At 66.6% G+C, this 15,634-nt stretch carries 13 protein-coding genes; 8 read left to right on the top strand and 5 right to left on the bottom strand.

Features of this window, described 5'->3' with window-relative positions:
- The first annotated feature begins 9 nt into the window (after positions 1 to 9).
- Complete coding sequence (locus JOF55_RS15205) at positions 10 to 1,218, top strand: Rv3212 family protein (RefSeq protein ID WP_310274779.1); 1,209 nt, start codon at positions 10 to 12, stop codon at positions 1,216 to 1,218.
- A 45-nt stretch (positions 1,219 to 1,263) separates the two neighbouring features.
- On the opposite strand, the gene JOF55_RS15200 is transcribed toward JOF55_RS15205, so the two are convergent.
- Positions 1,264 to 2,448 (bottom strand): ROK family protein, encoded by a 1,185-nt coding sequence (locus tag JOF55_RS15200; RefSeq protein WP_310274777.1) that lies wholly within the window; start codon positions 2,446 to 2,448, stop codon positions 1,264 to 1,266.
- 144 nt (positions 2,449 to 2,592) lie between these two features.
- On the opposite strand from JOF55_RS15200, the gene JOF55_RS15195 reads away from it, so the two are divergent.
- From JOF55_RS15195 to xylB, 4 genes are all read left to right on the top strand, one after another.
- On the top strand, positions 2,593 to 3,984 hold the full coding sequence (locus tag JOF55_RS15195; RefSeq protein WP_310274775.1) for a sugar porter family MFS transporter: 1,392 nt from the start codon (positions 2,593 to 2,595) through the stop codon (positions 3,982 to 3,984).
- 47 nt (positions 3,985 to 4,031) lie between these two features.
- A complete protein-coding gene (locus JOF55_RS15190; protein ID WP_310274773.1) occupies positions 4,032 to 6,758 on the top strand; it encodes a glycoside hydrolase family 3 C-terminal domain-containing protein in 2,727 nt (908 codons plus the stop codon).
- Positions 6,759 to 6,921: 163 nt separating this feature from the next.
- Positions 6,922 to 8,082: a xylose isomerase gene (xylA, locus tag JOF55_RS15185; RefSeq protein ID WP_310274771.1), complete on the top strand. Its 1,161-nt coding sequence runs from the start codon at positions 6,922 to 6,924 to the stop codon at positions 8,080 to 8,082.
- Between the two features lie 208 nt (positions 8,083 to 8,290).
- Positions 8,291 to 9,703, top strand: a complete 1,413-nt coding sequence (gene xylB / locus JOF55_RS15180) for a xylulokinase (protein ID WP_310274769.1) — start codon at positions 8,291 to 8,293, stop codon at positions 9,701 to 9,703.
- Between the two features lie 17 nt (positions 9,704 to 9,720).
- Here the strand turns inward: xylB and JOF55_RS15175 are convergent, their stop codons facing one another.
- The 4 genes from JOF55_RS15175 to JOF55_RS15160 all read right to left on the bottom strand — a co-directional run bounded on the left by JOF55_RS15175 (position 9,721) and on the right by JOF55_RS15160 (position 12,111).
- A complete protein-coding gene (locus JOF55_RS15175) occupies positions 9,721 to 10,179 on the bottom strand; it encodes a hypothetical protein (protein WP_310274767.1) in 459 nt (152 codons plus the stop codon).
- 221 nt (positions 10,180 to 10,400) lie between these two features.
- Complete coding sequence (locus tag JOF55_RS15170; protein WP_310274765.1) at positions 10,401 to 11,273, bottom strand: PHP domain-containing protein; 873 nt, start codon at positions 11,271 to 11,273, stop codon at positions 10,401 to 10,403.
- Positions 11,274 to 11,361: 88 nt separating this feature from the next.
- On the bottom strand, positions 11,362 to 11,931 hold the full coding sequence (locus JOF55_RS15165) for a PH domain-containing protein (protein ID WP_310274763.1): 570 nt from the start codon (positions 11,929 to 11,931) through the stop codon (positions 11,362 to 11,364).
- Between the two features lie 18 nt (positions 11,932 to 11,949).
- Positions 11,950 to 12,111: a hypothetical protein gene (locus tag JOF55_RS15160; RefSeq protein WP_310274761.1), complete on the bottom strand. Its 162-nt coding sequence runs from the start codon at positions 12,109 to 12,111 to the stop codon at positions 11,950 to 11,952.
- 146 nt (positions 12,112 to 12,257) lie between these two features.
- On the opposite strand from JOF55_RS15160, the gene JOF55_RS15155 reads away from it, so the two are divergent.
- The 3 genes from JOF55_RS15155 to JOF55_RS15145 all read left to right on the top strand — a co-directional run bounded on the left by JOF55_RS15155 (position 12,258) and on the right by JOF55_RS15145 (position 15,619).
- Positions 12,258 to 12,686: an NUDIX hydrolase gene (locus JOF55_RS15155; RefSeq protein ID WP_310274760.1), complete on the top strand. Its 429-nt coding sequence runs from the start codon at positions 12,258 to 12,260 to the stop codon at positions 12,684 to 12,686.
- A gap of 413 nt (positions 12,687 to 13,099) precedes the next feature.
- Positions 13,100 to 14,200 carry a magnesium/cobalt transporter CorA gene (gene corA / locus JOF55_RS15150; protein ID WP_374727283.1) on the top strand — a complete coding sequence of 367 codons (1,101 nt, stop codon included), beginning with the start codon at positions 13,100 to 13,102 and terminating at the stop codon, positions 14,198 to 14,200.
- 666 nt (positions 14,201 to 14,866) lie between these two features.
- Positions 14,867 to 15,619 (top strand): CAP domain-containing protein, encoded by a 753-nt coding sequence (locus tag JOF55_RS15145; protein WP_310274756.1) that lies wholly within the window; start codon positions 14,867 to 14,869, stop codon positions 15,617 to 15,619.
- The last annotated feature ends 15 nt before the right edge of the window (positions 15,620 to 15,634 follow it).

Raw genomic sequence — 15,634 nt, 5'->3', positions numbered from 1 at the left:
GGAGTCACAGTGGTACGGCCGGAGCGGCGCACGAGAGCCGACCTCACCGCAGTGGTGCTGATCGTGGTGGCCGTGCTGATCGCTTCGGCCGTGGTCTGGTGGCACAGCGACGCCCGGGCGACGATCTCGCAACCCGCGGCCGAACCCGCCGCCGAGGTCCACCCGCCCGCTGCGGTTCCGACAACGCTGCGGGAAGCGTGGCGGGCTCCCAGCCCGGCCACTCCGCAGCCGGTCGTGGCTGGTCCGACCGCAGTGACCGCCGCGAACGGCGAGGTTCTGGGACGTGATCCGGTCACCGGTGAGGTTCGCTGGCGTTATGCGCGGGACCTGCCGCTGTGTACTGTCGGCTCCGAGTGGCGCCGTGCGATCGCGGTGTACCGCAAGTCGCACAACTGCAGCGAGGTGACCTCGTTGGAGGGGTCGACAGGCAAGCGTGGTCCACAGCGCAACAGCGATGTTCCCTTCGGCACCCGGCTGCTGTCCGACGGCACCTACATCACCGCTACCGGCAGCCGAGTCTTCGAGACCTGGCGCTCCGACCTCGTGCGCACGCAGCAGTACGGGATTCCGCACGCACTGAAGAATCCGGACAACAACCTGCAACGCCCCGAGTGCCGCTACTCCTCGATCGCGGTCGGCCACGAGAGAGTGGGCGTCATCGAGGAGTGTCCTCGTGCGCCGGGTGATCGCATCACCGTACTCAAGGCTCGCCCGGAGGACGGCGAGAACCCCGAAACCGTGTTCAGCACCGTCGTCGCCGGGTCGAACGCAAGCGTCGTCGCGGTCGCCGAAAAGCGGGTGGCCGTCGCGCTGTACGACCGCTCCGAGCTGGTCGTCTACGACACCTCGGGGGATGTTCGCGGGAGATTTCCCGTGCACCTGCCCCCGCCCTCGCCCCCGGAGGCCAATGTCCGGGTCGAATCCACGACCGGTGCCGCCAGGGTCTACTGGCATGCCGGAAGCAGCACCGTGGCTCTCGACCCCACCACACTGGCTCCCGTCTGGACGGTTGCGGACACGCGCGGGGCAGGCATCATCGTCGCGGGCGAGCTGCTGCTCCCGGTGCCGAACGGAATTGCCGTACACGATCCCCGCACCGGGGCACGGCAACGAATCATCCCCGTGCAGCGGCAGGAACACCGAGGCGAGATCGAACTCGGGTCCGTCGGTGGCGTTCTGCTGGAACAGCGCGGAAACACCCTGGTGGCCCTGCGCTGATTTCGCCCGCGCACGGGCTCTCCCCGGCACGGGCCGACCTGCGCGTCAATCGAGTCGGGCGAGAAAACTGTTGACCGCGGCCTCCGCGGCGCCGAGAAGTCGGCCGTGCTCACCGAGCTGAGCGGGTTGCAGGTCGACATCGAGTTCCGGGAGCCCTCGAAGGTCGTCGAGAGCCGTTCTCAGTTCGTCTCCCGCATGCCGGATCAGTGACCGGAGCAGACCGCCCAGGATGATGCGCTCGGGTTCGAAAATGTTGATCAGGTTGGCCAGGCCGGTCGCCACCGGAGTGCAGAGCGCGCGAAACGCCTCCAGCGCGGGTGTTTCGGCCTGGTCCGCACCGACGAACAACGCGTCGAGGGCGGCATGGCGGTCGGCAGGATCGTGCACGCCCGCGTGCCGCAGCAGAGCATCCGCACCGACCTCGGTCTCCCAGCAACCTCGCCCACCGCAGTGGCAGTACCGACCACCGGGATGGGTGATCATGTGGCCGACCTCGCCGCCGTATCCGGTATGGCCGGTGAGCAATCGGTCGCCGGTGATGATTCCGCCACCGAGACCGACTCCTGCCGATACGTAGACGAGGTCGCTGTATTCCCGCCCTGCTCCGCGCCGGTGTTCGGCAAGGGCGGCCAGTCCGGCCTCGTTACCGATCACGATCGGCAACGACAGGCCGGTGCGGTGGCGCAGTTCGTCACCGAGGCTGAGGTTGCGCCATCCGAGGTTCGGCGCCCGTGCGATCAACCCGTCGCGGGCACGGACGATCCCCGGCACGGCCACACCGATCGCGACCGGTGATGTCTCGGTGGACTCCAGCCACTCCTGCACCAATCCCGTCAGTTGATCCAGGCTCCTGGTGGGGTCCCCGGAGACGTGCTCGTGTTGCGTCTCCGCTTCCTCGAGGATGGTTCCCCCGAGCCCCACCCGGCCGATTCCGATCGTGTCCACGTCGACGACGACGGCAAGGACGTAGGCCGACTCGTCACGCGGCGACACGATCAGCGGGGGACGCCCGCGCTGCGTGTGCGGCTGGCCCGCACCCTCCTCGAGGACGAGGCCACGCGTGGTGAGCTCTCCGACCAGATCGGCGATGGCGCTCCGGGTCAAGCCGGTGACCTCGCCGAGTTCAGCCCTGCTCGTGGGCCCCTGCAGATGCAGGTGACGCAGGAGCGTCCGGAGATTGTGTCGCCGCAGGCTGGCCGGGTCCCGGCCCTGCGTGGTCGAAGCGGTCACGAGGTCCTCTCTTCGCGGTCGTCGGGTGTACGTGCAGTCAACGTGGCGTCTCCGCATCCCGCCAACGGGTGTGGGTGTTGACACATCGGCGATTTTGTTTTTTCCTTTTACAAATCTTATTCATTGCGCGGGAGTGAACGAACGATGACCGAACCGATACGGCGCCGCAGCGGGCGCTCGGTGTATCTGGCGGCGACGATCTGTGCGATCGGCGCCCTGCTGTTCGGCTACGACACCGGTGTGATCTCCGGTGCCCTGCTGTATCTCAAGGGCCCGTTGGGGATCGCCGACAACGCCTTTCTCCAGGGCTTGGTCACCAGTGGCCTTCTCGTCGGAGCCATGGTCGGAGCGCTGACCAGTGGAAGTCTGGCCGCCCGTCTGGGGCGTCGGAAGATGGCGCTGGTCGCCGCCTGCGTGTTCGCCGTGGGCTCGCTCGCTGCCGCGCTGAGCCCCGACGTGGCCACCCTCGTGGTCTCGCGATTCGTGATCGGCATCGGTGTCGGTCTGGCCTCGGTCATCGTTCCGATGTACATCGCCGAGATCTCCCCCACCCGCATCCGCGGCACGCTGACCTCGCTGAACCAGCTGCTGATCACGGCCGGGATCCTGCTGGCCTACATCGTCGACTACGCGCTGGCCCCGTGGGAGGCCTGGCGCTGGATGCTCGGGCTCGGCGTGGTGCCCGCGGTGGCGCTGTTCGTCGGGATGTTGTTCATGCCCGAGACACCCCGCTGGCTGGCCAGCCGCAACCGGATGGACGAAGCTCGGCAAGTCCTGGAGCGCACCCGGCGCCCCGACGAGATCGACGAAGCACTCGACGAGATCAACACCGCCGAGCAGCAGGCCCGTCAGGAAGCAGGCTGGCGGGACCTGACCGCCAAGTGGATCCGCCCTGCCCTGTCGATCGGTATCGGCCTGGCGGTGCTGCAGCAGTTCGTCGGCATCAACACGATCATCTACTACGCCCCGACGACACTGACCCAGCTCGGTATGGGCGAGAGCGCCTCGATCGCCGCACAGGTCGGGATCGGCACCGTGATGCTGCTGTTCACCCTCGTCGCGGTGCGCTACACCGACCGCATCGGCCGCAAGCGCCTGCTGCTGGCAGGCAGCCTCGGCATGAGCCTGAGCCTGGGGGTCCTGGGCGCCCTCACCCTGATCGTGGGTGCGTCCGGGACCACGGTCGCCGTGATCACGATCATCTGCCTGGCCACCTACATCGCCTCCTTCGGGGCGACCTGGGGCCCGATCGTGTGGGTGATGCTGCCCGAGCTGTATCCCCTGCGTATCCGCGGCCCGGCCGAGGGCCTGGCCACGTGGAGCAACTGGGCCGCCAACTTCGTCGTGTCGCTGGCTTTCCCCGTCGTCCTGGCCACCATCGGGCAGGGCCTGTCCATGCTGATCTTCGCCGCGTTCGGCGTGGTCTCGTTCTTCTTCGTCCGGGCACTGGTTCCGGAAACCACCGGCCGCAGCCTCGAACAGCTGGAAAACGACCTGCGGGAGACGCCGCAGGAAAAGGTGTCGGGTCAGGCGTGATCCAGCGTTTCCGACCCGCTTGTAGTAACCGAGAATCGGAGAAGTGCATGAAGGCAAGACCTTTACGGCTCTTCGCGGCCATAGGGCTGAGCGTGGCCTGTACCGTCTCGGCGGCCTCGACCGCCGGACAGGCCACAGCTGCGGAAGCCAACACACCGATCTACCTGGACCCGTCCTACTCCGCCCGGGAACGTGCGGTCGACCTCGTGTCGCGCATGACCCTCCAGGAGAAAGCCTCCCAGATGATCAGCAGCCAGTCGCCTGCGATTCCCCGGCTGGGCGTGAAAGCCCACGGCTGGTGGAACGAGGCCGCACACGGCGTCGCCCGGGAGCAGTACAACGACGGTGACAACCCGAAGGTGCTGACCAACACCACGTCCTACCCGGTGAGCCTGTCCATGGGATCCACCTGGAACCCGGACCTGATGTACCGAGTGGCGAGCCGGACCTCCAGCGAAGCCCGCGAGGTCGTGCGCAACAACACGCTCGACCTCAGCTTCTACTCGCCGACGATCAACCTCAGCCGCGATCCCCGGTGGGGACGCAACGACGAGACCTTCAGCGAGGACCCGACTCTGACGGCGAAGATGGGCTCGCAGTTCGTCAACGGGATGGAGGGCAAGGACAAGAACGGCAACCTGCTGCCCTCCGCCGAGGGGTACTTGAAGACCAGTACCACGATCAAGCACTTCGCGGCCAACAACAGCGAGTACAACCGCCGCACCGGATCGTCCAACATGGACGAGCGGACACTGCGCGAGTACTACACGGCACCGTTCAGGGAGGTGATCCGCAACAGCGATCCCGGCTCGATCATGGCTGCCTACAACCGCGTCAACGGGGTGCCTGCCTCGGCCGACCTGCACCTGCTGGACACGCTGGCCCGCAAGACGTTCGGCTTCGACGGGTTCTTCACGTCCGACTGCGACTCGGTCTACGAGATCCAGCACGGGCACCAGTGGCAGCCTCCGAACAAGGAGGAGCCGGTCGATCACATCGAACGCAACGCGTACGCCAACGCAGCGGGGATCGACCTCAACTGCAACCAGGGCTTCCACGACGAGCACCACTACGGAAACACCCTGCCCACCGCCGTTGAGAAGGGCATCAAGACCCACAACGGGGTCTACACCGAGAACTTCATGGACGCCTCGCTGGTGCGGATGTTCACGGTGCGGATCAAGCTGGGCGAGTTCGACGATCCGGCAGACGTTCCGTGGGTGCGCAAGGCCCGCGAGCGCGTTCCCCGGGGGAGCTGGGAGAACTCCAACGCCAACAACGCCGTCACCCAGACCCCCAAGCGCCTGGAGCTGGCACGCGAAGCAGCCGCCGAGTCGATCGTGCTGCTGCGTAACGAGCCCGTCGACGGCAGCGGCAGCAAGCTGCTTCCGCTGAAGGTGCCCGAGTCCGGGCCGTTCCGCGTAGCCGTGATCGGCAACCACGCCAAGAAGATGTACCTGGGCGGTTACTCCAGCAACCAGGGATCCGCCGGCCTGGCCAACAGCACCACCGGCTACGAGGGCATCAAGACCGCGATCAAGGCGATCAACCCCGACGCGGTCGTGGACTACCTGCCCGGCACCGCGCCGGGGACGGAGCATCAGCTCAACACCGAGACGGTCGCCAAGTCGGCGAACTACGACACCGCCATCGTCTACGCAGGCACCGGTGAGGAAACCGCCTCGGAGAGCAATGACCGCGAGAACCTGACCCTGCCGAAGCCGCAGACGACACTGATCAACGAGGTGGCCGGGAAGAACCCGAACACCGTGGTCTACATGGAGACCGTGGGCACGGTCGACGTCCGCAGCTTCAGCTCCGACGTGTCGGCCCTGCTGTGGAGCTCCTACAACGGCCAGCGCAAGGGCGAGGCACTCGCCGACGTGCTGCTCGGGCAGGCGAACCCGAGCGGTCACCTGCCCTTCACCTGGTACCGCAGCGAGTCCCAACTCCCGTCGATCGGGGATTACAGCATCCGGCCGACCGACTCGCAGCCGGGGCGGACCTACATGTACTTCGACGGTGACGTGTCCTACCCGTTCGGGTACGGCCTGAGCTACACCGACTTCGAGTACGGCGACCTGCGCATCGACCGCTCCAGCGTCACCCCGAACGGCACGGTGCACGTGAGCGCGAAGGTCACCAACACCGGCGAGCGGGCCGGATCCGACGTGATCCAGCTCTACGGGGCAGCCCCGAAGTCCGAGAAGGCGCAGCGCCCGGACAAGCGGCTCGTGGCCTTCGAGAAGATCTCCCTGAAGCCGGGCGAGACCGAGCGCGTCGAGTTCGACGTCCGGGCTCGCGAGCTGGCCCTGTTCGACCAGCAGCAGGGGCACTTCGAGGTGACCAACGGTGACTACACGCTCCAGCTCGCCCGGTCGAGTTCGACGTCCGGTGTCGCGCAGCGCGCGTCGTTCCAGGTCCACGGCGAGCTGAAGCTGCGCCCGGTGACCGCCAGCACCACACCGCGTGCCAAGGGCGACGCGGCACGCGGGATCACCGTCCGCAAGATCTTTCCGCGCAACACCGTGGTGCAGCCTCGGATCACGGTGTCGATGAACGACGGCACCCTCCACGGCCATGTCGCGGAGGGATCCGGTAAGCCCTTCCCTCCGGGGATGAACGTCCGCTACCGGAGCAACCGTCCGAACGTCGTGTCGGTGGATCACCAGGGCACCATCCGCACCAGCGACGAGGGTGTCGCCACCGTCACCGCGACCGTGAAATACCGCGGCAGCACCACGTCGACGAGCTTCGTCATCAAGGTCCGCTAGCGGATCGCATCGACCGAGGAATCCGACAACAGCGGGGCCGTGGTCATCCCCGCCGCGCCCGGTGAACGGCCACGGCCCCGCTCCCGACTCCGGACGAACCCGGTCCGGAAGACAGCAAGCAGCCAGGACGGTGATCACCGTCCCCGGTCAAGGAGAGACGAGAATGAACGACTACACACCGACTCCCGCGGACAAGTTCTCCTTCGGACTGTGGACCGTGGGTTTTCGGGGCAATGATCCTTTCGGTGCCGCCACGCGGCCGGAGCTCGATGCGGTGCAGGCGGTGCAGCGGCTGTCCGACCTGGGCGCCTGGGGGGTGACCTTCCACGATGACGACCTGTTCGGCTTCGGCGCCGACGAAGCCGAGCGGGAGCGGATCCTGGCCCGGTTCCGCCGTGCCCTGGACGAAACCGGCCTGACCGTGCCCATGGTGACCACCAACCTGTTCGGCCACCCCGTGTTCAAAGACGGCGCCCTGACCGCCAACGACCGCGACGTACGCCGCTTCGCCCTGCGCAAGATGCTGCGCAACGTCGAACTCGCCGCCGAGCTCGGCGCACGGACCTTCGTCGCCTGGGGCGGACGCGAAGGAGCCGAGACCGACGCCGCCACCGACCTGCGGGCCGCCCTCGACCGCTACAAGGAAGGCATCGACCTGGTCTGCGAGTTCATCCGCGACCGCGGCTATGACCTGCGGCTGGCCTTGGAACCCAAACCCAACGAGCCACGCGGCGACCTCTTCCTGCCCACCGTCGGACACGTACTGGCCTTCATCGACCAACTGGCCCACCCCGACATGGTCGGCGTCAACCCCGAGGTCGGCCACGAACAAATGGCCGGGCTCAACTACACCCACGGCCTCGCCCAAGCACTGTGGGCAGGCAAACTGTTCCACCTCGACCTCAACGGCCAACACGGCGCCAAATACGACCAGGACCTGCGCTTCGGAGCCGGCGACGTGAAAAGCGCCTTTTTCACCGTCGACCTCCTCGAAACAGCCGGCTACACCGGACCCCGGCACTTCGACTTCAAACCCCTGCGCACCGACCTCGACCAGGACGTGTGGACCTCGGCCGAAGGCTGCATGCGCAACTACCTGATCCTCAAAGACCGCGCCGCCGCCTTCCGCGCCGACCCCCGGGTTCAACAGGCACTGCACAACGCCCGCATCCCCGAACTGTCCCAACCCACCACCACACCCGGCGAAAAACCCGAAGACCTCCTGCACGCCGACGGTGACTTCGACCCCGAATCAGCCGCCCAACGCAGCATGCACTACGAACACCTCGACCAACTCGCACTCGAACACCTCATGGGAATCTGAGACACACCACGGGACGCCTGCCGCATCAGGCCGGTCGATTCGGGTCGTGCGTGGGCGCAGCGAGCTGTGCCCACGCACGGCCCCTGTGCGTTCTCGGTCTTTCAAACCGGCTTTTTCGCTGGGATGGTCACCAGGAGCAGGCTGCCCCGCTGTCGACGAGTAAGCCGGTACATCGCGCTGTATTTCGTTTTTCGACGAAAGGAAAACCGTGTTCGTTCTGGGCATCGATTCCTCCACTCAATCAACCAAGGCGCTGGTTGTCGACGCCGAAGACGGTCGTGTCCTCAGCGAGGGCAAGGCCGCACATCCAACGGGTTCCGAGGTGGCTCCCTCGGCCTGGTGGACAGCCTGCCGGGAAGCCGTCCGCCAAGCAGGCTCCCGAGTTCCGGGACCGATCTCCGCCGTGTCGGTGGCAGGCCAGCAACACGGCATGGTCACCCTCGACGAGACGGGCACGCCGGTGCGCGATGCCCTGCTGTGGAACGACACCCGATCGGCACCGCAGGCGAGCACTCTGATCGAACGCCACGGTGCGACGAGACTCGCCGAGCGCACGGGCCTCGTCCCCGTCGCGAGCTTCACCCTGACCAAGCTCGCCTGGCTCGCCGAGCACGAACCGCACCAGGCCGACCGGGTGGACCGCGTCCTGCTGCCGCACGACTGGGTAACGTGGCAGCTCTCCGGCGGGGAGAACCCGGTCTGCACCGACCGCGGCGACGCGTCGGGAACCGGGTACTTCTCCCCCGCCACCGGACAATGGCTGCCCGATCTCCTCGCCGAAGCGATGCGGGGGCGGCAACCACGACTTCCCGAGGTCCTCGGACCGTCGGGCACGGCGGGCACGGTCACTGCCCTCGACGAGCTGAGCGGAGCCCGGCTCGGCCCGGGCACCGGGGACAACATGGCAGGCGCTTTGGGGCTCGGCATCGGCCCCGGCGATGTTGTCGTATCCGTGGGCACCTCCGGTGCCGCTTTCACCGTCACCGAGCAGCCCTGCGTCGACGACACCGGCACAGTGGCCGGGTTCTGCGACGCCACCGGTCGTTACCTTCCGCTCGTGTGCACGCTCAATGCGGCCCGAATCCTGGACTCGACTGCCCACATGCTGGGCACCGACCTCGAAGGACTGAGCCGGCTCGCACTGGCCGCGCCCCCCGGCGCAGGCGGCCTGACACTCGTGCCCTACCTCGAGGGCGAGCGCACACCGGACCTGCCGGAGGCGACCGGCACGCTGACCGGAATGCGCGGCACGAACCTGACGCCGGAAAACCTCGCCCGCGCCGCCGTCGAAGGAATGCTGTGCGGACTCGCGGACGGGGTCGAAGCCATACAGCGCATGGGTGTCGACATACGGCGCGTACTCCTCATCGGTGGGGGCAGCCAATCGACCGCCGTCCGCAGGATCGCGCCATCGCTGTTCGGCGTCGGCGTGGAGATCCCCGAGTCGAGCGAGTACGTCGCTCGCGGAGCCGCGCGGCAGGCGGCGTGGGCCGCCACGGGATCGGACACTCCGCCCGACTGGCCGCTGCGTTCCGAACAGCATGATCCGACCGACCTCGACCAAGGCCGGGAAATCAGGCATGCCTACAGCCGGGCCCGCCACGAGCTGTACGGCGTGTGACCAGCACACACGCCGAGCTAGAGCCACCACCAGTACCAGAGGGTACCGACCACCACGGCGAGGACGGCGAAGACGGACAGACCTCCGGCGGTGTCCCGCCTGCGATCAGCCACCAGCTGCGCCACGAGCGCGACACCGCCTGCCACGGAGTGGCCGACCACGGACCCCATGCCGGGACCTATCCAGTCGTTGTTCGCCGCCCAGACCTGAACCCCCACCAGCATGGCCGCGAGCACCAGAAGGCCCGCGGCCAGCGAGCCGCTCAGCCCTCGCAGGATGCCACCCACTCGGCCGGGTGGTTTTTCGGTGCTACTCCTTCGAGTCCTCCGAGGACGGCGCTGCGCTCGCTCCCGCCGCGCCTGCCAGTCGCCGGTTTCCGCCTTTCCGCGTCCCGGTGGCTGCGGCACGTGCGGCATCGTCGACGGTTCCCGGTCGGTCGACGGTTCCTGCCCGCGCTGTTCGGCTGCTGCCCGCATCGAGCCATCCTCATCGGATCCGGTCGGTTTCCTCAACTGTTCCACCCCAGCAGTGCCCATGACGCGATATCCGGCACGGTTCACCTGTTCTCGGGGAGTGCTGCCGGTACTCGATCCCACACTACGCAGTGCGGCGCCCTGCTGCGGATCGGCCCCGATCACAGCGTGGGCGACCCGGCGCGGCCACTCGCCCCCCGGAACCAGTCCGGAACCAGCCGGAATCAGCCGATGACTTTACTGCCGGTACAGCGCTGCTCCAGCCGCTCCAGCGACTCGGCGGGCGTGGTTTCCTGGCCGATCCGGAGGGTCTTGTTGATCCCGTGGTAATCGCTGCTTCCGGTGACGATCAGGTCGAACTCCGCAGCAATGCCGCGCAGCCGCGAACGAGCTTCCGGCTCGTGATCCGGGTGATCCACTTCGACTCCGGACAAACCGTGCTCGGCGAGTTCGGCGATCACCTCGGAGGTCACCATCGGGCCACGAGCAGCCGCGAAGGGATGCGCCAGAACCGTGGCACCACCCGCATCGGCGATCATGTCGATGGCGCGCCACACGGGGGTGTCCGTGCGCGGAACATAGTAGTTGCCGGTGGAGCCGAGATAACGCGCGAACGCCTCGTCCACACTGGCCACCGTGCCGCCGTTGACCAGGGCACGCGCCAGATGGGGCCTGCCTCCCGGTGAGTCCGGCGGCAGACCCGCCATTATTTCCTCGGGATCCACCGGGAATCCGTCCTCGGCCATGCGCCGGGCCATCGTGTACAGCCGGGACCTTCGCTCCGCACGCAACCGCGTCTGCTCGTCGACCAGCGCCTGCGACAGCGGATCGAACAGGTAGGCCAGCAGATGCACGGTGATCGAGTTGCCCCGGCCGTCCGGGCAGCAGCACGACAGCTCCGCTCCCGGCACCAGACGAATCCGCCCGACCCGGCCCTCGTGCAGTACCGCGCGCTCGGCTTCTCCCCATCCGGCAGTGGTGTCGTGGTCGGTCAACGCAACCACATCGAGTCCGGCCTCGATCGCGGTGGCGACGAGCTCCGTCGGCGTGTCGGTGCCGTCGGACTCGGTGGAATGGGTGTGCACATCAATACGCACACCCGTCAGTGTGACCGATGGCGCATGCCACGGCGCACCGGCACCCTCGAAACGAGGTCACGGAGACGGGCTGCACGTGGTTTCGGTGTCACTTACCGAGCTTGGCCCGGCTCTTGCCCACGGCGGCACGTCGCGCCTTGAGCATCGAGAACCGGTCCTGCTGAGCCTTCTTCTCACCGAACACCAACGACGAGATCGCATCGAAGACCTCTTCGGGATTGGGCAGGTACTCGATCTTGTTCAACGCCTGGATCTGCCCGGCCGACTCCACGACCAGCGTCCCGTAGCCCAGCATGCGGCCCGGAATGCTGCGCTCGTAGGTCAGGTCGGTCACCTTGGTGATCGGCATCATCTGCACCGAGGTCGTGAAGATGCCTTCGGTGATCATGAAGCGCTTGTCCGTCACCACGATGCGCTCCACGTACCAGTCGAGGATCTGGTAAGTGAACCGCATCAGCACGAACAGCCCCGCGTACCACAGAATGTTCTGCGGCAGCCAGGCGTCCTCGGGCAGCAGGTAGGAGACCATGACGGCGCCGGCAAGCAGGCCCACCGCCTCGAAGAGGTCCCACACCAAACACGCCCAATGCCTGCGTACCCGGATGACTCGCCGCTCGGTTTCGAGTAGGTACTCGTCGGGGTCCCTCGGTGCGAACAAGGTCGTCTCCCGGGAGTCTCAGCGGAAGAGGTTCTGCATGAAGGTGATCACCGCTTCGGCGGCCTGCTGCAGACTGTCGAGAATGCCATCGACCACATCACTGGCCTCAGTAGGCGCAGAGATGAGGAAGAACAGAAGGAACGCGATCCCGGCCCAGGTGAGGATCTTCTTGATGTTCACTGTGACGCACCCCGTCCGAAATGCCCTGTAGTCCGTGCCGGCGCCTGCTGATCCGTTGTACCGCACACAGCCGCTCTACGGCAGGTTTTTCGCACACATGGGTCAGTCATACCCAATCGGCTCCGGATCAGCTACGCTGTGTATTGGTGATCATATCGGAACCTTCCGTGATCCGCTGCGTCGGTGCGGTCGTCCATGACTCGCGGGGTCGGTTGTTGCTGATCCTCCGGGACAACGCACCCGGTCGAGGCAAGTGGTCCCTGCCCGGCGGGCGCGTCGAGCCCGGAGAAACCGACCAAGCGGCCGTACGACGTGAGGTCCGCGAGGAAACGGGACTCTCCGTCACCGTCGGCTCCCTCGCGGGCCGGCTTCGGTGGTCAGGCTCACAGGGCAGCTATGAGATCCTCGACTACCACTGCCGGAGTGACCACGAGGAACTTTGCCCTGGTGACGACGCTGCCGATGCCGCATGGATCGGGCATGCGATGTTCACCACACTCCAACGGGCGGGCTCTCTCACCGAGCACCTCGGTGATTTCCTGCGCGATTGGGGCTGCTTACCCCGCGACGAGTGAGGGATACCCCGGAGGCGGAACCCACCACGCACGCAGCGCTGCCGGTCGAGCCTCGCCGATGGCCCCAGCAGGGGTTCCTCCGGTCGAGGTCGACCAAAATCCTCGGTGAGATTCACCCGTTTCACCCACAGTGTGATTTTGACCGCCCGCCAATGCGAACCATCCACACATGCGGGGTATGGTGACTCGTCGGTTGGCAGAGCCCACCACGCAGGTGGCCGATCTCGAGGAGGTGAGGATTCGTGCCCAGCAGTGCTGACAGCGCACCTCCGTGTAGTAGCGGCCGCATCCTCGCCGACGAAGTCACCCCGGGAGCGATCCACTCGCACTGAGGTCGACAGGACTTTCGGCCGGGATGCGCCCGAGATCTCGATTGATTCGCGTAGCCGTCCCCGCCTTTCCTGGAGGCCACCGTGCCCAGCCTGCCCTCGCTCGGTCTGCGAAGCCGCGTCACCCGTAACGGTCGCAGTATGAGCCGCACCCCGGTTGCTTCCTCTCCTGCCCCCTCTCCGTTGTCCGCGTCGGTCGTGGATTGTGGTGTCTACGTCGAGGGTGAACGGCTCGAAGGCCGCTGGACGCACGAGGAAGCCGTGGCCGAGGTCCGGCGGCGCGGCAGCGGATTCGTCTGGATCGGGCTCCACGAACCGAACGAGGATCAGATCAACGGGATCGCGGAGACGTTCGATCTGCACGAACTCGCCGTGGAGGACGCTGTGCACGCACACCAGCGTCCCAAGCTGGAGCGCTACGACGACACCCTGTTCATGGTGCTCAAGACCGTCCGTTACGTGGCGAACAAGACGCTGACGACCAACAGCGAGATCGTGGAGAGCGGCGAGCTGATGGCTTTCGTCGGCCGTGACTTCGTCATCACGGTCCGCCACGGCAGGCATGCGGGCCTGGCGCGGGTACGCAGGCAGCTGGAGGAAACCCCCGAGCAGATATCGCTCGGCCCGGCGGCGGTGCTGCACGGGATCGCCGACCACGTGGTGGATACCTACCTCGATGTCACCGAGGCCATTCAGGACGACATCGACAAGATCGAGGCCGAGGTCTTCGCCCTGCGCACCAAGGTCAGCGCCGAGCAGATCTACCTGATGAAGCGCGAGGTCCTGGAACTACGGCGGGCGGTGATGCCACTGGCCAAGCCGCTGCAGCGGCTCGCCGAGGGGTACACGCCGATCGTGCCCGAGCAGGTGCGCTCGTACTTTCGCGATGTCGACGACCACCTCACCACGGTCTCCGAACGAGTGGCTTCCTTCGACGAGCTGCTGACCACGCTGGTCGACGCGACGCTGGCCAAGATCACGCTGCAGCAGAACACCGACATGCGCAAGATCTCGGCGTGGGTGGCGATCATCTCGACCCCGACCATGATCGCCGGGATCTACGGAATGAACTTCGAGGTCATGCCGGAGACCGACTGGGCCTTCGGCTACCCGGTCACGCTGCTGGTGATGTTGATCTCGTGTCTGGTCCTGTTCAAGACCTTCCGAAGGAACAGGTGGCTGTGATGCCGGGACGTAACGAATTCCGGAGCGGCTGCGACATACCGTGCGGGTCCGCCCCGCGCGGGTCCATCCTGCGGGAGGCCGGTCAACGCGGGGCCATCCCGCACAGGACCGGTCGTTGTCCGTCCCATCCGGCGGAGAAGAACCACCGATCGCCTCCGGCCCGGCGCGGGCCGTGGACGTATGCACGTGAGGAGGCAGCCATGCAGGTCACACCGCACCACCGGCAGTCGGCAGGACACCGGCTGCCTGCTTCCCTCGCGGGCGCATCGCGACGAAGTCCCAGCGAATTACGGCGGAGCCCGTCGGCAACACGGGCTCATTCGGACGCACTTTCGTTTCGCACGCTGGGAGGCATCGACATGACCCGTCTGGTCACCAACAAGCTGGCCGTGCTGTGCACGCTGATCACCGGGTGGATCATCACCCTGTTCATCATCATCGCGCACCAGGTCTGATCGAGCTGCGTTCCGATCAAGCAGTGCTTCGATCGGGCAGCGTTTCGATCGGACTGCCGTACACACGGCTCCATCCGCACGGATGAATTTGGCGTGCCGCGTGTCCCACGGACGTGGATACGCGGCACGGTACGGCTCGGTTTCGGTGAATACTTGGCAGGCTCGGTTATTTCCGAGCCGAGTTATTTCCGAGCCGACAAGGATCACGCGCATGGCATGGAATTCGCACCGCCGGACGCTCCTCGCTGCCGCGCCGGCCGTCCTGGTCACGAGCACTCTCCTGGCGGGCATGCACGACCCACCCGACGAGTCCACACAGTACTCACCTGAGCTCTCCACGGAGTCCACGCAGCCATCGCGGACACCGCAGCCGTCGCGGGGCTCGCAGCCGTCCTTCGCGGAATCCACACGGACCTCGCAGCCGCCCGCCACCGAATCCACGCAGAGTTCGCAGCCATGGCAGCCGGCACAGGATCTCTCCACGGAGTCCACGCAGCCGTCACGGACACCGACCGCGGACTCCGCGCGGCAGTCACGGTTCCGGCAGCGCATCCTCGAGTTGACCAACCGGGCCAGGGCACGCGCCGGATGTCCGAAGGTACGCCTCGATCCGACACTCAGCCGCACCGCTCTCGAGCACAGCCGCGACATGGCCCGCCACGACTTTCTCGCACACACCGGCAGCGCCGGGTTCGGACATATCGAGAGAGCCAGGGCCGCCGGATACCGGAGCAGCTATGTCGGAGAAAACGTCGCGGTCGGAAACAACACCGCCGAGGAAACCTTCCGGCAGTGGATGACCAGCCCGGAACACCGCGCGAACATCCTGAACTGCTCGTTTACCGAACTCGGCGTCGGATACGTCCGTGATCCGTCCGGCGAGTGGGAGAACTACTGGACGCAGAACCTCGGGCGGCCCGCGGAAAGCGAACCGACCCCTTCCCGCTCGTCGGAAGGGAAGTAGCGCTCACCCGGCCAC

This window comes from Haloactinomyces albus (assembly GCF_031458135.1).
GTDB classification, from domain to species: Bacteria; Actinomycetota; Actinomycetes; order Mycobacteriales; family Pseudonocardiaceae; genus Haloactinomyces; species Haloactinomyces albus.
This window is presented reverse-complemented; position numbering and strand designations above follow the sequence as displayed.

Bases quoted from the DNA above. Each gene is read 5' to 3' on its own strand.
- JOF55_RS15195 (WP_310274775.1), top strand. From the start codon at position 2,593: ATGACCGAACCGATACGGCGCCGCAGCGGGCGCTCGGTGTATCTGGCG.
- JOF55_RS15190 (WP_310274773.1), top strand. From the start codon at position 4,032: ATGAAGGCAAGACCTTTACGGCTCTTCGCGGCCATAGGGCTGAGCGTG.
- xylA (WP_310274771.1), top strand. From the start codon at position 6,922: ATGAACGACTACACACCGACTCCCGCGGACAAGTTCTCCTTCGGACTG.
- JOF55_RS15175 (WP_310274767.1), bottom strand. From the start codon at position 10,179: ATGCGGGCAGCAGCCGAACAGCGCGGGCAGGAACCGTCGACCGACCGG.
- JOF55_RS15145 (WP_310274756.1), top strand. From the start codon at position 14,867: ATGGCATGGAATTCGCACCGCCGGACGCTCCTCGCTGCCGCGCCGGCC.